The 18,061-nt window shown below is 72.7% G+C and carries 17 protein-coding genes and 1 tRNA gene; 9 read left to right on the top strand and 9 right to left on the bottom strand.

The genetic code is table 11. The annotated features are described in order from the left end of the window. Window positions 1–75: 75 nt before the first annotated feature. From MRBLMG1_RS20065 to MRBLMG1_RS20075, 3 genes are read left to right on the top strand one after another with little or no spacing between them, the layout of a single operon-like run. Complete coding sequence (locus MRBLMG1_RS20065) at window positions 76–1,260, top strand: HpcH/HpaI aldolase/citrate lyase family protein (protein ID WP_367825462.1); 1,185 nt, start codon at window positions 76–78, stop codon at window positions 1,258–1,260. An 18-nt stretch (window positions 1,261–1,278) separates the two neighbouring features. Continuing rightward, a complete protein-coding gene (locus MRBLMG1_RS20070; protein WP_367825463.1) occupies window positions 1,279–3,843 on the top strand; it encodes a phosphoribosyltransferase in 2,565 nt (854 codons plus the stop codon). Beyond that, window positions 3,840–4,673 carry an HAD family hydrolase gene (locus MRBLMG1_RS20075; RefSeq protein ID WP_367825464.1) on the top strand — a complete coding sequence of 278 codons (834 nt, stop codon included), beginning with the start codon at window positions 3,840–3,842 and terminating at the stop codon, window positions 4,671–4,673. The genes MRBLMG1_RS20070 and MRBLMG1_RS20075 overlap by 4 nt, the downstream gene beginning before the upstream one ends. Before the next feature lie 367 nt (window positions 4,674–5,040). Here the strand turns inward: MRBLMG1_RS20075 and MRBLMG1_RS20080 are convergent, their stop codons facing one another. From MRBLMG1_RS20080 to MRBLMG1_RS20090, 3 genes are all read right to left on the bottom strand, one after another. Further along, a complete protein-coding gene (locus MRBLMG1_RS20080) occupies window positions 5,041–5,265 on the bottom strand; it encodes an FmdB family zinc ribbon protein (RefSeq protein WP_367825465.1) in 225 nt (74 codons plus the stop codon). 32 nt (window positions 5,266–5,297) lie between these two features. Further along, window positions 5,298–6,614, bottom strand: a complete 1,317-nt coding sequence (locus MRBLMG1_RS20085) for a hypothetical protein (protein ID WP_367825466.1) — start codon at window positions 6,612–6,614, stop codon at window positions 5,298–5,300. A gap of 117 nt (window positions 6,615–6,731) precedes the next feature. Then, complete coding sequence (locus tag MRBLMG1_RS20090) at window positions 6,732–7,394, bottom strand: DUF4097 family beta strand repeat-containing protein (RefSeq protein ID WP_367825467.1); 663 nt, start codon at window positions 7,392–7,394, stop codon at window positions 6,732–6,734. A 229-nt stretch (window positions 7,395–7,623) separates the two neighbouring features. Here MRBLMG1_RS20090 and MRBLMG1_RS20095 point away from each other — a divergent pair. Beyond that, window positions 7,624–7,698, top strand: a tRNA-Val gene (locus tag MRBLMG1_RS20095). Window positions 7,699–8,092: 394 nt separating this feature from the next. On the opposite strand, the gene MRBLMG1_RS20100 is transcribed toward MRBLMG1_RS20095, so the two are convergent. Both MRBLMG1_RS20100 and MRBLMG1_RS20105 read right to left on the bottom strand, forming a co-directional pair. Continuing rightward, window positions 8,093–8,500, bottom strand: coding sequence for a hypothetical protein (locus MRBLMG1_RS20100; RefSeq protein ID WP_367825468.1), 408 nt, complete (start codon window positions 8,498–8,500; stop codon window positions 8,093–8,095). 203 nt (window positions 8,501–8,703) lie between these two features. Further along, a complete protein-coding gene (locus MRBLMG1_RS20105; RefSeq protein ID WP_367825511.1) occupies window positions 8,704–9,204 on the bottom strand; it encodes a VanZ family protein in 501 nt (166 codons plus the stop codon). On the opposite strand from MRBLMG1_RS20105, the gene MRBLMG1_RS20110 reads away from it, so the two are divergent. Next, window positions 9,097–9,513: a hypothetical protein gene (locus tag MRBLMG1_RS20110; RefSeq protein ID WP_367825514.1), complete on the top strand. Its 417-nt coding sequence runs from the start codon at window positions 9,097–9,099 to the stop codon at window positions 9,511–9,513. The genes MRBLMG1_RS20105 and MRBLMG1_RS20110 overlap by 108 nt on opposite strands. 573 nt (window positions 9,514–10,086) lie before the next feature. On the opposite strand, the gene MRBLMG1_RS20115 is transcribed toward MRBLMG1_RS20110, so the two are convergent. Further along, on the bottom strand, window positions 10,087–12,834 hold the full coding sequence (locus tag MRBLMG1_RS20115) for an FAD/NAD(P)-binding protein (RefSeq protein WP_367825469.1): 2,748 nt from the start codon (window positions 12,832–12,834) through the stop codon (window positions 10,087–10,089). Window positions 12,835–13,163: 329 nt separating this feature from the next. Between MRBLMG1_RS20115 and MRBLMG1_RS20120 the strand changes: the two genes are divergently transcribed. After that, on the top strand, window positions 13,164–13,697 hold the full coding sequence (locus MRBLMG1_RS20120) for a DUF4231 domain-containing protein (RefSeq protein WP_367825470.1): 534 nt from the start codon (window positions 13,164–13,166) through the stop codon (window positions 13,695–13,697). A gap of 146 nt (window positions 13,698–13,843) precedes the next feature. Here the strand turns inward: MRBLMG1_RS20120 and MRBLMG1_RS20125 are convergent, their stop codons facing one another. Then, window positions 13,844–14,296 (bottom strand): lamin tail domain-containing protein, encoded by a 453-nt coding sequence (locus MRBLMG1_RS20125; protein WP_367825471.1) that lies wholly within the window; start codon window positions 14,294–14,296, stop codon window positions 13,844–13,846. 105 nt (window positions 14,297–14,401) lie between these two features. Between MRBLMG1_RS20125 and MRBLMG1_RS20130 the strand changes: the two genes are divergently transcribed. Continuing rightward, window positions 14,402–15,169, top strand: coding sequence for an MBL fold metallo-hydrolase (locus MRBLMG1_RS20130; protein WP_367825472.1), 768 nt, complete (start codon window positions 14,402–14,404; stop codon window positions 15,167–15,169). 219 nt (window positions 15,170–15,388) lie between these two features. Here MRBLMG1_RS20130 and MRBLMG1_RS20135 read toward each other — a convergent pair whose 3' ends face one another. Continuing rightward, window positions 15,389–16,147, bottom strand: coding sequence for a GntR family transcriptional regulator (locus MRBLMG1_RS20135; protein WP_367825473.1), 759 nt, complete (start codon window positions 16,145–16,147; stop codon window positions 15,389–15,391). Between the two features lie 187 nt (window positions 16,148–16,334). Here MRBLMG1_RS20135 and MRBLMG1_RS20140 point away from each other — a divergent pair, with 187 nt between their 5' ends. Beyond that, entirely contained in the window at window positions 16,335–16,559 is a 225-nt protein-coding gene (locus MRBLMG1_RS20140; RefSeq protein ID WP_367825474.1) for a hypothetical protein, read from the top strand. A 73-nt stretch (window positions 16,560–16,632) separates the two neighbouring features. Further along, window positions 16,633–16,893: a DUF2277 domain-containing protein gene (locus MRBLMG1_RS20145; RefSeq protein ID WP_367825475.1), complete on the top strand. Its 261-nt coding sequence runs from the start codon at window positions 16,633–16,635 to the stop codon at window positions 16,891–16,893. Here the strand turns inward: MRBLMG1_RS20145 and MRBLMG1_RS20150 are convergent. Next, window positions 16,853–17,476 (bottom strand): DedA family protein, encoded by a 624-nt coding sequence (locus tag MRBLMG1_RS20150; RefSeq protein WP_367825512.1) that lies wholly within the window; start codon window positions 17,474–17,476, stop codon window positions 16,853–16,855. The two genes, MRBLMG1_RS20145 and MRBLMG1_RS20150, sit on opposite strands and share 41 nt — an antisense overlap. Between the last annotated feature and the right edge of the window lie 585 nt (window positions 17,477–18,061).

The raw sequence follows: 18,061 nt of genomic DNA on the forward strand, positions 1-18,061 counted from the left end.
CTACGGACACCCGCACCTACGTACTATTACCGGCCACCTGTTGTCAGGGCCCAGAGGGGCAGACGGGATACTTACATGCGTCATTTCGGGCACATCCCGTCCGCAACGCGGGCCGGGCTGTTCCACCGCGAGCCGGTCGACTTCACGTCCGACTCACCCGCGCGCACGCTCGCCGTCGCGCTCGGAGCCACGCTCTACAGCCCGGCCACCCGGCCGCGGCTCGCCGACGACGTGCGCAAGCAGGCGGCCCGCGGAGTGGTCTCCATGGTGCTCTGCCTGGAGGACTCCATCGGCGACGCCGAGGTCGAGGCGGGCGAGGACAACCTCGTCCGACAGTTCGCCGACCTCGCCGCGGGCACCGTGACGGACGCCGACACCGCCACGGACGTGCCCCTGCTCTTCATCCGGGTCCGCGAACCGCGGCAGATCACCGACCTCGTCGACCGCCTCGGCGAAACGGTTCGGCTGCTGTCCGGATTCGTACTGCCCAAGTTCACCGCGGACCGTGGCCGCGCCTTCCTCGAAGCGCTCACCCAGGCCGAGCGGACCAGCGGCAGGCGCCTCTTCGCCATGCCCGTCCTCGAGTCCCCCGAGCTCCTCCACCTGGAGACCCGGGCCGAGACCCTCGCCGGGATCGCCTCGATCACCGACAAGTACCGCGACCGCGTCCTCGCCCTGCGCCTCGGCGTCACCGACTTCTGCTCCGCCTACGGGCTCCGCCGCTCGCCCGACATGACCGCGTACGACGTCAAGATCGTCGCCCACGTCATCGCCGACGTCGTCAACGTCCTCGGCCGCTCCGACGGCACCGGCTTCACCGTCACCGGACCCGTCTGGGAGTACTTCCGACCCGGCGAGCGCATGTTCAAGCCACAGCTGCGCCGCAGCCCCTTCCTGGAGGGCCGCGCCGAGGACCTGCGCACCGCGCTCATCGAACACGACCTCGACGGGCTCCTCCGCGAGATCGAGCTCGACCGCGCCAACGGCCTCCTCGGCAAGACCTGCATCCACCCCACCCACGTGGTGCCGGTGCACGCCCTCTCCGTGGTCAGCCACGAGGAGTGGAGCGACGCCCAGGACATCCTGCGGCCCGAACAGGGCGGCGGCGGAGTGCTCCGCTCCTCCTATACGAACAAGATGAACGAAGTGAAGCCGCATCGCGCGTGGGCCGAACGCACCCTCCAGCGCGCCGAGGTCTTCGGCGTCGCCAAGGAAGACGTCGGCTTCGTGGATCTGCTCACCGCCGGACTTGCCGGCTGACGAAGGGACGTCGACGACGTGGTGTGGACCGGAACGTGGGTCGCGGAGCGACTGGGCGTCGAACTGATCGGCGACGAGGAGCTGCCGACCCTGTTGGGGCTCGCACTGCGCCGCAACCCCAAGCGGGCGCATCTGCTGGTCTCCAGCGTGCTCGGCAAGCACGTGCCGCAGCGCCCCTCGGTCGTGTACGGCTCCGGCCTCGACCTCGGCCGGCGCGTCCGGGCACTCCTCGGCGACGAGGAGGCCGCCCGCTCCGTCGTCCTCGGCTACGCGGAGACCGCCACCGCCCTCGGGCACGCCGTCGCCGACGGCCTCGGCCTCGCCCCGTACCTCCACTCCACCCGGCGGCCGGTGGCCGGGGTCGCCCGCGCGGGCGGCTTCGAGGAGTCCCACTCCCACGCCACCTCGCACCTCCTGCTCCCCGAGGACCCCAAGCTCCTCGCCGGCGACGGACCCCTCGTCCTCGTCGACGACGAGTTCTCCACCGGCAACACCGTCCTCAACACCGTCCGCGCCCTCCACGAGCGCTACCCGCGCGAGCGCTACGTCGTCGTCGCCCTCGTCGACATGCGCTCCGCCGCCGACCTCGGCCGCCTCGACGCCTTCGCCGCCGAGATCGGTGCCCGCGTCGACCTCGTCTCCGGCGCCGCCGGCACCGTACGACTCCCCGAAGACGTCCTGGAAAAGGGCCAGGCCCTCGTCGCGGCGCAGGAACGGGCCGCCGGTGGGGCCGAGGCCGGCGCCGATGGCGCACCCGCCGCCGCGCCGTCCCCCCAGGCGCCCGGCGTCGCCGAGGCTCCCGTACGGGTCGGGCTCGACTGGCCCGAAGGGCTCCCCGACGGCGGGCGGCACGGCTTCACCCCCGACCACCGGGCCGGCCTTGAGGCGGCCCTGCCGGCCATGGCGGACAGGATCGCCGAGGCCTTGCGCCGCGACCCGGCGGACGGGATCGCCGACGCCCTGCGCCGCGACCCGGTGGCCGGGCCCCGCGTGCTCGTCCTCGGCTTCGAGGAGCTGATGTACGCGCCGCTGCGGCTCGGCACGGCCCTGGAGGAGGCGGGCCACGATGTCCGCTACTCCACCACGACCCGGTCACCCGTGCTCGCCGTCGACGACCCGGGGTACGCGATCCGCACCCGGCTCGTCTTCCCCGCCCACGACGACCCCGCCGACGGCCCCGGCGAGCGCTACGCGTACAACGTGGCCGGCGCGGGCTTCGACGCCGTCGTCGTGGTCGTCGACTCCACCGCCGACACCCCGGCCCTGCACGCCCCGGACGGCCTGCTCGCCCGGCTCGCCGCGCACATCCCGCGCGTCGTCCTCGCCGTCGTCCCCTCGTACATGCCCACGGTCCCGTCGTACGCGCCCACGGGCGCCCCGTACACGCCCACGGTCTCCGAAGCTCCCGAAAGGAGCTCCATGCTGCCCGAGCCCCTCCGCGGCCCCGCCTTCTCGTCGTACGCACCCGAGGAGGTCGGCTGGCTGCTCCAGGACCTCTCGGACGTCGAGTTGGAGGCGCCCACCGAGGAACGCGAGGAAGCCATCCAGAGCGGCGGCGCGCACTACGCCGAGTCGCTCCCCGTCGAGTACCAGCCCAGCGAGCGCTACCAGGAGCTGTTCCACACCGCCCTGGAGAGCTCCGCCGCCCGCATCGCCCGCGCCGTCGGCACCGTCACCGAGACCGTCCTCGCGGAGCGCCCCGGCCGGACCCCCGTCCTGGTCTCGCTGGCCCGCGCCGGCACCCCCGTCGGCGTCCTCATGCGCCGCTGGGCACTGGCCCGCCACGACCTCGACCTCCCGCACTACGCCGTCTCCATCGTGCGCGGCCGCGGCATCGACGCCAACGCGCTCCGCTGGCTCGCCGCCCACCACGACCCGGCCGACGTCGTGTTCGTCGACGGCTGGACCGGCAAGGGCGCGATCACCCGCGAACTCGCCGACGCGCTCAAGGAGTTCGAGGCGAGCGACGGGATCACGGGCTTCGACCCGGAGATCGCCGTCCTCGCCGACCCCGGCTCCTGCGTCCGCGTCCACGGCACCCGCGAGGACTTCCTCATCCCCTCCGCCTGCCTCAACTCCACGGTCTCCGGCCTGATATCGCGGACCGTGCTCCGCTCCGACCTCGTCGGACCGCACGACTTCCACGGCGCCAAGTACTACCGCGAACTGGCCGGCGCCGACGTCTCCGAGGACTTCCTCGACGCCGTCGCCGCCCGCTTCGACGAGGTCGCCGAGACCGTCGACACCGACGTCAAGGAGCTCCTCGCCACCGACCGCACCCCCACCTGGGAGGGCTGGGCGGCCGTCGAGCGGATCAGCGAGGAGTACGGCATCCACGACGTCAACCTCGTCAAGCCGGGCGTCGGCGAGACCACCCGGGTCCTGCTCCGCCGCGTCCCCTGGAAGATCCTCGCCAAGCGCGGCGCCGACGCCGACCTCGCCCACGTCCGCCTGCTCGCCGAGCAGCGCGGCGTACCGGTCGAGGAGGTCGACGAACTCCCGTACAGCTGCGTCGGACTGATCCACCCTCAGTACACCCGCGGCGCGACAGGCGCCGACGGCAAGGCGGTGGTATCCCAGTGAGCACCCCTGCGACGACGAACGGGCGGACGACGCTGGTCGCGAGCGACCTCGACCGCACCCTGATCTACTCGTCCGCGGCCCTCTCCCTCGGCATGCCCGACGCCCAGGCACCCCGCCTCCTCTGCGTCGAGGTCCACGAGTCCAAGCCGCTGTCCTACATGACCGAGGACGCGGCCGACCTCCTCGCCCGCCTGGCCGCCGAAACCGTCTTCGTCCCCACCACCACCCGGACGCGCAAGCAGTACCAGCGCATCCAACTCCCGGGCGCCACACCCCGGTACGCGATCTGCGCCAACGGCGGGCACATCCTCGTCGACGGCGTCTCCGACCGCGACTGGCACGAATCCGTACTCCACCGCCTCGCCGACGAGTGCGCGCCGCTCTCCGAGATCCGCGCCTACCTCACCGCCACCACGGACCTGTCCTGGGTGCGCAAGCACCGGGTGGCCGAGGACCTGTTCGCCTACCTCGTCGTCGAGCGGGAACGACTCCCCGAGGACTGGCTGGCGCGCTTCGGCGCCTGGGCGGGGGAGCGCGGCTGGACCGTCTCCCTCCAGGGCCGCAAGGTGTACGCCGTACCCAAGCCGCTCACCAAGAGCGCCGCCGTCCGCGAGGTCGCCCGCCGCATCGGCGCCACCCTCACCCTCGCCGCCGGCGACTCCCTCCTCGACGCCGACCTGCTGCTCGCCGCGGACCGGGCCTGGCGCCCCGGCCACGGCGAACTCGCCGACAACGACTGGACCGCCCCCCACCTCGACGTCCTCGCGGAACGCGGCGTCGCCGCCGGCGAGGAGATCCTCCGCCGCTTCCGCGCCGCGGTCACCGCCTGACCCGGGAGGGAAACGGCGTCACCGAGTAAGGGGGGGCGTCGGGCCGGCTGGGGCCCTGGGTCGGCGGGGTCGGCCGGGGTCGGCCGGGCAGCCGGTCGGCGGGGCCAGCCGGGCCCCTGGGCCAGCCGGGTCGGCCGGGCCAGCCGGGCCCCTGGGCCAGCCAGGTCGGCCGGGCCCGTCGGGCCAACCGGGCCCGCCGGTTCGGTCACGAGCGCCGCGCGGATCAGCTCGGACACGAGCCCGCGCGGATCAGCTCGGTCACGAATCCCGCGCGGATCAGCGGGTGAGAACCAGGACTCGGCCGGCTGTCCCCCCGGGGGATCAGCCGGCCCTGCCGACCTGGGGCGCGAGCCCCTGACCTGGGGGGTCAGCCGCAGCAGCCCCCGCCGCAGCAGCCGCCACCGCCGCCGCCCGCACTCGGTGCGGGCGTGGCGGTGCCGCCGCTGATGCCGCCGACGGCCACGGCCGAGAGCAGCTTCACGGTGTCGTCGTGCCCGGCGGGGCAGGCGGCGGGAGCGGAGGACTCGGCCATCGGACGGCTGAGCTCGAAGGTGTCGCCACACGTGCGGCAGCGGTATTCGTAACGAGGCATGGGGACAGGCTAGCGGCGGGACGCGCCCGGCATCAGTGACCGGCCCCGCGCTCCTCCCGGATCAGACCCACGACGTGCGCGGCCGACGCGCGGACGGCCTCGAGCTCGGTGAGGAAGTGCCAGTAGTCCGGGTGGCGGCCCTCCAGGGAGCCGACGGCCCGGTCGAGCCGGGCGACGGCCTCGTCGAGAGGCCGGGCATGGCGCGGGTCGGGGGTGTTCCGGCCCGCCATCGCCAGCCGCTGGGCGTCCCGCACCGCGAACCGGGTGCGGTCGACCTCCGCCGTCGGGTCCTTCGCGACGGCGTCCAGACGACGCAGCCGCTCCCCGGCGGCCGAGACGGCCTCGTCGGTCGAGTCGAGCAGCGCGCGGACCGTGGACAGCAGCGAGGTCGCGTCCGGCCAGCGCTGCTCGGCCCGCGCCCTCCCGGCCTCCGCGAGCCGCTCTCCGGCCTGCTTGAGGCTCTCCGCTCCCTGCTCAGGGAGGTGCTGGAGGTCCTGCCAGCAGGCCGCGGAGAACCGCCGCCGCAGCTCGGAGAGGACCGGTTCGACACCGCCGGCACGGGTGGTGAGCGCTTCGGTGCGGGTACGGAGGGACACCAGGCGCCGGTCGATCTCGGCGGCCCGCTCCGGCAGCCGCTCGGCCTCCGCCCGTACCGCCTCGGCGTCCCGCAACACCCGGTCGGCGCGCTGGAGGGTCTCGGGGACGCCGTGGCGCCCCGCGCCCTCGTTGAGCCGCGTCAGCTCCGGCCCCAGCTGGGCGAGCCGGAGCGCGAGGTCGTCGGCGCGCAGCCCGCTCTCCCGTACCGCGTCGAGGGCGCCGCTCGCACCCCGCAAGGCCTGCCGGGCCCGCTCGACCGCCGGCGCGAGCCGCGCGAGCTGCGTCTCGGCCCGTACGAGGAGCGGAGCGAGCCCCTCCTCGAACCGGTCCAACTCGCCCTTGACCCGGTCCAGCTCCTCCTTGGCGTGGTGCAGCTCGCCGCGGGCCCGGTTCGCGGTCGCCGCGTCCAGCTCGTCACGGTCGAGATCGTGGGCGTCGACGGCACTGATGTACGCGTGACTGACCTCGTCGATACGGCGCCCCAGCGCCTCGAACCCCTCGACGGCCCGGCGCGCCTCCGGGGAGCTGTCCACCGCCGTGATCGTCTCGATGGAGATCCGCAACCCGCGCTGGGCGGTGTCGAGCTCGTAGAACGCCGCCGCGGCCGCGTCCTTCGCGGCCTGCGCCTCGGCTCGCTGACTCTCCCCGCGCCCGCCGAACCAGCGCCGCGTCCCCCCGCCGGCGAAGGCCTGCGGCAGCAGCGCCCCCGCCAGCAGCGGCAACGCGAGAGCCAGCCGGAACGTGGACGTCATCCTGGGCGTCGCGCTGTCCCTCGTATCGCTCGCCGCCACGTACCTCTCCCGTGCTGTGTCCGCCGTGCCCGGTCCGGGTTCATTCTCCCACCCGGTAAGGACGAACACACGGGCCGATCAGTTCACCGTCCGCACCACGACATCGCCGTTGTCCGTGCGCACGCTCACGACATGCCCGCTTCCGTCCCGCCGCGGCACGTCGAACCGGACGTCCCCGCTGTCACTGCCGTCCGCGACCTCGTACTCGCCCCTCGGCACCGACACGCTCACATCACCGTTGTCCGTGACGACGTCGACCCTGCGCGGTACGGCCCCGAGGGTGATCCTCACGTCCCCGCTGTCGGACCGGGCGACCAGCTCGGGCGCGGTGACCCCTTCCTCGACCACCACATCCCCGTTCCCGCTCCCCAGGTCCAGCGCCCCGCCACCCCTCCGCACCCGCACGTCCCCGTTGTCCGACCGCACCTTCAACGGCGTCTCGAACCCCTCCGCCGTCACATCCCCGTTGTCGTCCTCCACCGTCACCGCGACCCCCCGCGGCACCTGGATCCGATGCACCGCCCCACAGCTCGACGCCACCCCGCCACACTCCACCCGCAACGTCAGCCGCCCGTCCACCAACTTCCAGCTCGCCTCCGGCCCCGACCCCATGAACACCCACCCGTCCACCTGCCTCTCCACCCTCACCCCCGTCACATCCGCCGCCGTGATCACCAACTCCGAATCATCCGCATCCACCGTCAACACCTCCCCCACAAACCCGAACACCCTCCCCTCCACCGGCGCCCCTCCACATCCCCGGCCCCACACCCCCAACCGCCCCCACCGCCCCCAAACCCGCCCCCCACACCCGCACCCCAAACCCCACAACCCCCACCCCTCCCACCCACCCGACCAACCCCTCCCCCGACCGTACGAGCCCCCACCCCCCACCCCATCCAGCCACCCCCACCCCCAACCGGTTTGCCCCACCCACCCCCGCCCCATGTACCCTGTGACTTCCTCACCCGGGTGCGTAGCTCAGGGGTAGAGCGCTGCTCTTACAAAGCAGATGTCGGCGGTTCGAAACCGTCCGCGCCCACCAGTAGGTAGCACGACAAAGGCCCAGGTCACCGGTACTGAACCGGGAGCCTGGGCCTTTGTCGTTCCCCAGCCGGGAGGGCGGGGGAGGGGCGCCCTGCCGGGGATTCTGATCAACCGGTAGCGGAGTTGGCGCATCAGTCCCGCCCTTAACAGCCCATCATGCTGGGTTGGCCAGGTCAGGGCCCGGACCAGGCCGCTGGCAACGACCCAGTACCTCGGGTGCACCTAACCTTCCTCCTTCGGCAGGAGCCCGGGACCCTCGTTGCGGTGCAGGCGCCGTATGAGGCGCTCGTACCGCAGAGACGCTGCCCTGAGGCTGGCCAACGGGCTGTAGCTACCTTGCGATGGTCGGTAACGGCATCGGCATGGGCATGATTGCGGCCCTGTGGCGCGCTTCAAGGGACCGGAACTCCCTCAGCCGCAGGAGGGGTGCCTCCAGACACGGGTATAGCTGAGGCATTCACCACCTCGCCGGTGGTGGCGTCCACGGTGGCTGACAGCAAGGTCTCTGCTTGGCGTGCGGCCAGACGCCAGTGGATGCGCCATTCGCCGTCCTGGCGCTCGACCAGATAGACAGGCACCTCGCGCTGGGCCTCATCCGGCTTGAGCTTGTGGCGGGACTCGAAGCTCTTCCACGCCATGTCCTTTGTGACGACGCCGCGCGGCACCTTGGGATCGTCGACATGTCGGGCGATGAGGTCGGTCATACGGCCGGAGGGCTCAATCAGGATGCTCAAGCGCATGGGCATGAGGAGATCGCCGTGCCAGCGGCGCCATTCGACGAGCCAGCCGAGGTTCTTCACGCTCGCGTCCACTGGTGAGGCCGTGACTTTGGAATCCCGCAAGGCCCAGGGCGCATATTTCTGTGCGAAGAGCGTGGCGACTTGCTGGGCTTCTGCGGGTGTATCGAGGGGACGGCTAGCACCGGGAATCCAGTAGGCGTGGGTTCCCTCGCCTTGGCTCGTGGGAGTGAAGTGAACCGTGATCTTCTCGCGGTCCGGCCAGGTCAGTTCAGCGAAGCCGCCTGGTAGGGGGGCGCTGACAGTCTTGGGGCCGTCAATGTTGTTGATGAAGTCCGCCTTGTCGACGGTGTACGCGCCCCCAAGAACTTTCTTGAGCTCCGTGTTGAGTGCCTGGACCTGCTCGGGAGCTGCGGTAGGACTCGCCGTCGGCAAGACGGCGCGCACGGGTTCAATCGTCGTGGCCCAGGTTGGGCAACGAGCAACGAGATGGCAGTACCGGCGATAGCTGAACGTCGGACCACGACCCGAGCAAGGGGCGTGCCGCACTCGGCTCTGCGGCAGATGACAGCCCCGACGGCGGCGCCTGCGAGTACGCCGACGGTGTTCGTTACGAGGTCGTCGGTGTCGCAAAGGCGAGTGATGAAGGGCATGGTCGCTTGGCCGGTCTCCACCACGGCGGTGAACAAAATGCCGACTGCGGCGCTGAAGAAGGGGCGCCTCGTGGCAAGGACAGCGAACAGGCCGAATGGAGCAAACAGGACAATGTTGAGTTGGCCCTGTGTGGTGCTGAACGCCTCGATCACGGCGGGGTTGACTGTGCAGCGATGAGTGAGGGGCCCGCTGCCGTTCCACGTAGTGAGGAAGATGGGACCGAGGGTCGAGGAGGCCCACAGTCCGTAGAACACGGCCCGTGCACGATCGATGCGGCGTACGGACACCGCGTAGGTGGCGGCGCCGAAAGCGAGGGTCACGGTGATGGCGAGCGCAAGGAAGGCGAAATGGTCCTGAAAGACGGCTTTGATCATGAAGTGCCTGTTCGTGGAGAAGGCCCGCATCCTCTTCTGTCGAGCTAGGAGGATGCGGGCCTCACAGCGTGGCGCGTGGGGTCTAGCAAGGGGCAATCGGAGGCGTTGAGCAGCTGGAGCTGGAGCTGGAGCTGGAGCTGGAGCTGGAGCTGGAGCCGGCGCCGGTGCTGGAGTGGAGCTTGCCGATGAGGCAGTGCAACTCGCGGATGCGTTTGCCGAAAGAGCGCCTGAGCCAAACATTGCTGCCGCGGTTACACCGGCGGCGGTCGCACGTATGCCAGATCCCGCGAATTCCCTCTTCATTCCTGATCAGTAAGCGAACGGCTGATCATAGGGAGGACAGGCAACCTAGCCGGTCGGACCCGCTTCGTCCTTCCTGAGGGTGGGCTCATATTGCGGCAGCGTCGTGCACGGCGTGACCGAGGCCGGCTTCAGGGTCGGCCACGCAGTCGCGTGGCCGAGCGGCCAGCTGGGCAAGTGCCGTGCCGGGAGCCGGCTGTGTGCTCCATGGGTTTGCCGAGTCCAACCCTGCCCCCGCCCGCCCGACGTACCGATCTTCGTGAGGCGGCAGTGAAGTCCCGGACTGGGTCCGGGGCTTCACTGGTGGGGGGGTGGGTGGGGTCAGGTGGGGAGTTCGGAGAGGAGGCGGTGGTCGCGGGGGGAGTGGGTGCGTTGGAGGCGGGTGTCGAGGAGGCGGCGGGCGGCGTCGGAGCGGCCGTCGGCGGTGAGGGCGTAGAGGAGGGTTTCTTCGACGACTTCGCGTTGGGCGGCGCTGCCGCCGACGCGGCGGAGGGTGGGGAGGAGGGAGTCGAGGCCGAGGGCGGCGTCGTGGAAGCGTTCTTCGACGAGGGCGGTGAAGGCGTCGCAGAGGGGGGCGATGATGTCGCGTTGGACTTCGTCGGCGCCGGCGGCGTGGTCGCGGAGGCGGCGGAGGGCCGGGAGGTCGCCGGCGGCGGTGAGGGTGACGGCGGAGTGGAGGGCGGTGAAGGCGGTGGCGGGGCGTTCGAGGACGTCGGCTTCGACGGAGTGCAGGACGTCGGCGGTGGGGAGTTCGCCGCGCCAGCTGTCGCTGAGGCGGGCGCGCCAGAGGAGGGAGCCCGAGTCGACGAGGGCACGGACGCCGGTGACGCGTCCGGGGGCGAGTTGGGTGAACCAGCGGCGGCGGACGGCGGCGGGGTCGTCGAGGGCCAGTTCGTGGAGGGCGATGTGCCAGGAGAAGTGGGCGCGGTGGACGGCGCCGCGGCCCCTGCCGGCGACCCAGCGTTCGAGCCAGTCGCGGCCCGCTTGGTGGGTGCCGGTCTCGTAGTGGACGTGGGTGAGGGCGTGGACGGCGTGGCCGGAGGCGGGTTCGGCGGCGAGGGCGCGGTGCGCGAGCTCGCCGGCCTCGTGGAGGCGGCCCTGCTCCTGGCGGAGGAAGGCGAGCAGGGACGTGTGGAACCAGTGGCCGTCGTACGCCGGTGAGGTGCGTTCGACGAGCCGCAGTGCGTAGTCGTCGTCGAGGTCGTCGACCCCGGAGAAGGCGATGGTCGGTACGGCCGCGGCGAGCGCGAGCGCGTCGGCCGGATGCGCTTCGAGGTGCCGTACGAGCGCGGTGTCGCCGTTCTCGCCGTGGACGCGGCGGGTGACGACCTCGACGAAGGAGCGTTCTCGTTCGTCGGCGCGCTCGCGGGCACACCGTTGGGCCTCCGCCAGCGCCCGCGGTACGTCGACGGCCGCACCACACTCGTGGCCGAGGAGGGCGAGGGCCGCGTGCCCGAGGGCGAAGCCGGGGTCGAGGGCCACGGCCCGCCGGAGCGCGTCCTCCGCGCCCGCCCGGACCTTCAGGATGCGGTCGAGACCGGTGCGGTACGCGGCCGCCGCCTCCGCGTGGGTGGACAGGGCGAGTCCGTGGCCGTCGAGCGGGCGGCGCGTCGAGCGGCGCCTCGGGGAGAGCGGGGCGAGGAGCGTGTGGGCGAGGGTCGCCGCCTGGACGCGGATCTCGGGGACGGCGGTGGTCTCGAACAGTTCGCCGCGACGGGGCGCGCCCAGCGTGTACACCGGCAGGCCGGTGCGTCCCTCCGCGGCGAGGAGCCGCCCGTCGAGGGTGGCCACGCCCATGCCGAGCGGCCCCGGGACCGCCGCGCCGGACGCGAGGAGGGACGTCCACAGGGGTCCGTCGGGACGCCGTCCCGGACCCGTGCAGTCGATCACCCAGCCCACGTGCAGCTCCCGGTCGCCGGAGAGCCCCACGACCAACGAGCCGTCGGCGCGGCCGGCGGCCCGGGTCACGCTGCCCGCGTGCAGGACCAGCCGTTTCGCGTTACGGGCGCGGGCCACCGACTCGGCGGTCGCGGGCGCCATCCGGTGGCGGTGCGTGTTCCACAACGCCCCGTCCGAGTCCAGGAGTTCGGTGCGCTCCTCGGGCGTGAGGCCCTGCCACAGGCGTGCGGTGTGCGGCCGCAGGCTGTCCAGCGCGGGCCGCCAGTCGCCGTGGAGGCGTACCGACCGGGCGACGTGGTGGCGGACCGTCCGGCGCAGCTGGTCGAGGGAGGCCCCGTACAGCCCCTCCGGCGCGGGCATCGGCCCGGCCGGGGTCAGCGCGTGCGACTGCGGCAGCAGTCCGTTGCGGGACAGCGCGTGCACCGTGCGCCCGGGCCGGTCGAGCGTGAGGGCCAGGTCGACGGCGGTCAGCCCCGTACCGACCAGCAGGACGTCGGCGTCGTCGGCCAGCGGCCCGTCCAGCGCACCGCTCGTCCACGGCGAGGCGATGAAGCGGGACGCCGCACGCAGCTCCCCGGGAGCCCAGCCCCCTGTCGGCCCGGCGGGACCGGTGGCCAGGACCGCCGCGTCGGCGGCGAGCCCCGTGCCGTCGGCCAACCGGAGCGCCACCCGGCCGTCCGGGGCGCCTTCGCACTCCTCGGCGCGGGTGCGGAGGCGGCGTACGGTCACCACCCCGTGGGCCCGCACGATCGCCTGCGCGAGCGTGTCGGCGAGGTAGGCGCCGTAGCGGTACCGGGTCGCGAAGTCGGCCGCGGTGACGGTCGGTTCGCCGTGCCGGCACAGCCAGCGTGTGAAGTGGCCTGGGTCGTCGGTATAGCAACTCATGCCGCCGGTAGGGACGTTGAGGCGGTGGCCGGGGTCCTGGGTGGCGTACGCGACGCCTCGGCCGGCCTCCGGGGCCGGGTCGATCAGGACGAGGTCGAGGGGCGTGCGGCGGCGCGCGGCGGTCTCGCAGAGGTGGACGGCGGTCAGCGTGCCGGCCGCCCCCACTCCGACGACGGCCACGGTGTACGGGGCGGACGGGTTGTCCGGTGTGTTCGGTGTGTTCGGTGTGTTCGGTGTGCTCAGCGTGTTCGGCTCGCGGTCTGGGCTCACGTAATCCTCCGGCATAGGTCGGCGGCGGGGCCGATGGAGCAGGGCTCCGCCTTCGGGTCCTTCCGCACTTTCCGACGGGATCAGTGGGGAAGTCATGCCGGGACAGGGATCTCATCGCGCGGTCGAGGAACGCTGGGGGATCGGTCGCGAAGGGTGGTTATGTGGTGACCGTACGAGGTCGGGCGGGGGTGTGGGGAAGGGCGCGGAGGGGGCCCGTCCGGGAGGGGCTACGCGGGGACGGGGCCCTACAGGAGGGGGACGTACGGGAGGGAGGCGGACGGGAGGGGGCCATGCGGGAGGCGGCGAGTTGACGGAAGTTCGGCGGGGCGGGTCTACTCCGGGGCATGGTCGAGGTGGGGGACGTGCCCGAAACGGGCGTGCAGGGCGGCGAGATGACGCCGCAGGGGTACATCGAGAGCCGGCTGTCGCAGTACCAGGAGTGGTACGACGCCAAGGCGACCCGGATGAAGGCGATGCATCTGCGGATGCGGACCGTCTCCGTGGTCGGCGCGGCGCTCGTGCCGGTGTTCGTGAACCTGGACTTGGCGTTCGCGCGGGTCACGGCGACGGTACTGAGCGTGGTGGTCGTCGCCGCGGTGTCGCTGGAGAGCGTCTACCGGTACCGGGAGCAGTGGAAGAACTACCGCTCGACCGAGCAACTCCTCGGCCACGAGCGGGTGTACTTCGAGACCAAGGTGGGTCCCTACCACAACCTGCCGAAGCGGGAGGCGTTCTCCGTCCTGGTCGCCCGGGTCGAGAAGGCCATCGCCAACGAGAACTCGGCGACGCTGAACGTGATGACGCTCGGCGGGCAGGTCGGCGCGGACGTGCAGCAGCACGGGGTTCCCGCCGCCCGTCAGGAGGCGGAGAGTTCCTGACGCGGGCCCTGTTCCGAAGGGGATGCCGGGCTGGGTCGAGGCGGGTCGACGTCGGTCGAGTGGCCGCCCGATGTGATGCCTGGTGCGCCACGAGCCCCCGGGGTCGGCGCGTCCCGGGGGTGTGGTGTGTCACGGGGTGGGCGGGGTCAGCACCACTTGTAGTCGTAGCGCGTCGAGTTGTACGAGCAGGCGCCGACGCGGGTGCCGTTCGACTTGCGGAGGGTCGCCGTGTCGCGGTCGTTGTTCCAGACGTAGGCGGCGCGGTTCTGGTAGACGTGCGCGGCGCTGTTGGTGCCGCGGCCGGTGTGGACCGTGACGATCTTGCCCTTGCCGAGGACGAAGTTCCCGAAGGTGTACTTGTGGTTGGACGCGTCCGTGACGGTCCAGCCCCGGAGGTTGACCCCGGCGCCGGTGGTGTTGCGTATCTGCACGTACTCGGCGTTGAGGCTGGTGTTGGAGCGGTTGTCCGCGCCCGGGCTGTCGTAGTAGATCTTGTACAGGTGGACCGAACCGGCGGCCTGCGCCTGCGAGGGCAGCAGCAGGATGCCGGCTGCGGCGGCCGCGGTCACGGCGGCGTACGTACGGGTGCGACGAAGCATGAAAGTCCCTCAGTTCCTTCCGGGCGCCCGCCGATGGGGCCCGGAGGACACACACCATACGCACGTTCTTCACTCCGTCCCCACAAGTCTCAGTAGACTCGTCGCATGGCCAGTGACGCGCTGCGGATCACCGTCCTCGGGTCCGCCACCCCCTTCCCCCGGCCGGGCAACGCCTGCTCCGGGTATCTCGTCGAGGGCGGGGGCGTCCGGGTGTGGGTGGACGCGGGGAGCGGCACGCTCGGGGAGCTCCAGCGGTACGTCGGGCTCGGTGACGTCGACGCCGTGTGGATCTCCCATCTGCACGCCGACCACAGTGCCGATCTCCTGACCGCCTTCTACGGTCTCGTGTACGCGGGACTCGACGTCGAGTTGCCCGTCCCCCTCCTCGGACCGGCTGGCATCGCCGACCGGCTCGCCGGCTTCCTCACCAACGGCGCCGAGCGCAGTCCGGTCGAAAAGGCCTTCGCCGTAGGCGAGTTGTACGACGGGCATGTCGTCCGGATCGGCGGCCTCACCCTCCGGTCCAGAGCGGTCGACCACGGTGGTCCCGCCGCCTTCGCGCTGCGCGTGGAGGACGCGGAGGGGCGCTCGCTCGTCTACTCGGGGGACTGCGAGCCGTGCCCGTCCCTCGTCGAACTCGCCCTGGATTGCGCCCTGTTCGTATGCGAGGCCGACGGGGAGGTGCCGGGGCATCATTCCGCCGCGCAGGCGGGCAGGAGTGCGGCGGAGGCCCGTGCCGGGCGGCTCGTCGTGACCCACGTGGGGCCGGGGACGGAGCCGGCCGAGGCGGTCGCGCTCGCCGCCGCCGAGTTCTCCGGGGAGGTGCTTCACGCCGACCCGGGGGCGCGGTTCGAGGTCTTCCGCGCGCGGTAGGCCGGCTGTGCGTGGTGGGCCGTTCGGCCCGAGAGACGGTGAGGGCAGCCGGTGGGTCGGTCGGCCTGGCTGGCCGTTCCGCCCGGCTGGCGGTCCGGTCAGTCGGTCCGGTCAGTCGGTCCTGTCGTTCCGCCCGGCTGGTCGGTTCCGGCCGGTCGTTCGGTCCGGCCGGTCGTTCGGCCCGGTAGGCCGTCCGAGCCTGGCGTCGCGGCCTCGGGGTTACGCGTCGAAGTCGTACTCCAGGACGTACGAGGACGAGTCGAGGGTCATCTCGTTGAGCTCCACGGCCACCCCGGGGCCGGTGAAGGCCGTGCGGCCGATCAGGACGACCGGGGTGCCGAAGGCCAGCGCGAGCCGGTCCGACTCGTCCGCCGTCGGCATCCGGCAGCGGATCTCCTCGCGGAAGCGGACGGGGCGGTGGCCGAGCTCGGTCAGCCGGGCGTAGGTGCCGCCGGGGCCGGTGTCCGGCTGGGTGATGGGAGTACCGCGGACCAGTTCGGCGGAGAGGTACGAGACCGAGAGCAGGACCGGCTTCGTGTCGAGGACGAAGCGGCGGCTGCGGACGCACACGGGTGCGCCCGGCACCAGGTTGAGCGCGCCGGCGACCCGGGCGCCGGCCTCCGTCTCGCCCACTTCGATCTGGTCGACGACCAGGTCGCGGTCCTCGACGTCGGCCGACCAGACCGAGCGGCCGTTGCCCCACTGGTCGCCGGAGAGGCGGGGGATGCCCCGGCGGCGCAGCGGGCGGAACACGCGGACGAAGACGCCGGAGCCCTTGCGGGCCTCGGCCAGTCCCTCGTTGCGCAGGACGGAGAGGGCCTGCCGGGCCGTCATCCGGGCCACCTCGTACGTGGTCATGAGGTCGTTCTCGCCGGGGAGCCGGTCGCCCGGCGCGAAGGCGCCTGACTGGATCGCGGTTCTCAACTCGTCGGCGATGCGCTGGTACTTGGGCCGGCGAACGCTGTCCTGGTCAGTCACGGGTGGACCACTCCCTTCATCTGCGGGACACCCTACGGCGCACCCCCCGGCCAGGGTGCACACGCGTACGCCGTCCCGCCGGTCGATCCATCCATCGGAGGACATCTCTAGAGATACGTTGACAGGGCGGGGCCGCCGGGCTTCTCTGGTTCTCCCCAGAATTCGGGATTCGGGACGGAGGGGATGCGTGCAGCCACTGCCCGAGGTCGGTGACCTCGTCCGCGACACCGCCACGGGGCGGGTCGGTTTCTACGTGGAGAGCGTCTCCGGGCGCTTTCTGATCCGGGCCGTCCACGGCGACGCCGAGTGGGAGGCCGAGCCCCTCGACGTACAGCCCGCCACACCCCTGCGTGAGCTGAGAGCCCGCGCCGCCGAGATCAACGCACGGAGTCGGCGCGGCTTCGGGGGGTGACCGGGGCGGGGGCGGCCTGAGGCTCGCCGGTTGCGGCTCGCCGGTTGTCAGTGGTGCGCGCCACACTGGAGGCATGTGCCGAAGCATCAAGACGCTCCGCCCGCCCGCGCTCCCCGAGGAGGCGACCGAGGACGACATCCGGGCCGCCGCGCTGCAGTTCGTCCGCAAGGTGTCCGGCTTCCGGGCCCCCGCCGCCCACAACCGGGAGGTGTTCGAGCGGGCGGTGGACGAGATCGCGGAGGCCACCGCGAGACTCCTGGACGGCCTGGAGGTGCGCGGGGCGCACCCCGGTGTCAGGCGGCAGGAGCGGGAGCCGCAGCCGGACGCCGTATGACGTACGCGGCGAGGCCGCCCGCGAGGAAGAGCGCGAGGGTCGACACCCCCGCGCTGAACCAGGTCGCGCCCAGCCACTGACCGCCCAGCCACCCGAGCCCCACGCTGTACGACGCCCAGGTCACGCCCGCCAGCGCCGACCACGGCAGGAACTCCTCGACCCGCCGTTTCGCCGCGCCCGCGCCCAGCGAGACCACGGAGCGGCCGGCGGGGGCGAAGCGCGCGAGCACGACGAGCAGGCCGCCGCCCCGGGCCAGCGCCGTGCCGAGACGTTCCTGCGCCAGGCTCAGGCGCCGCGAGCGCGCTATCGCCCGGTGCATCCTCGCGCCGCCGCGCAGGGCCAGGCGGTAGGCGAGGAAGTCGCCGAGCACCGAGGCCGTGGCCGCGCAGAGCAGCAGCGGGAGCAGGGACGGCACGTCCGTGGAGGTCGCGGTGGCCGTGGCCGCCGCCGTGGCGGCGGTGATGACGAGGAAGCCGCTCGGCAGCACGGGCAGGAAGACGTCGAGCAGGATCGACGCCGCCACCACCGGGTAGATCCACGGGCCGGCGGTCAACGACCGCAGCGAGCCGAGGCTGTCGAGCAGATTCACAGGGCAAGAGCCTACGCGGGCCCGCCGACCTGCCCACCGGGTGGGTGCCGCGAGCCGACCGGCACCCGACCCGCGACCGACCGGACCTCGACCGGCGGCGCCGCAGGGGACGGGCGGAGGGTGCGGACGGCCGGTGGGGGGAGCAGTGGGGCGGTGCGCGGAATGCCGGGCGCACGGGGTGAACGGCGGGGTGCGGTGGCGCGGTGAACGCGGGACCGCCGGGTGAGGGAGCGGCAGGGGCAGGCGCGGGAGGGCCGGGCGCTGGAACGGCGGGGCGCGGCGGCTCCGTACGCCGGGCTCGGGAAGGGCGGGGAGCGGCGGCTCCGGAGCGCCGGGCTCGGGAAGGGCGGGGAGCGACGGCTCCGGAGCGCCGGGGTGCGCGGCACGGGAGCGCCGGGCCCGGGAGCGCCGGGGCGGGGCTCCGGAGCGCCAGGTGCGGGAAAGGCCGGAAACCGTGCTGTGGTTTCCGGCCCTTACCACTAGGCGGGCCTCACGCGGGCCGTGCGCGGTGTGCCCGGCGGCTCGGCGAAGGCCATGCCGGGCCGCCCGGTCCTGTCCGGCCGGACAGGACCGGCTGGA

The organism is Streptomyces sp. LMG1-1-1.1, from assembly GCF_040815545.1.
In the GTDB taxonomy this organism is placed as follows: Bacteria; Actinomycetota; Actinomycetes; order Streptomycetales; family Streptomycetaceae; genus Streptomyces.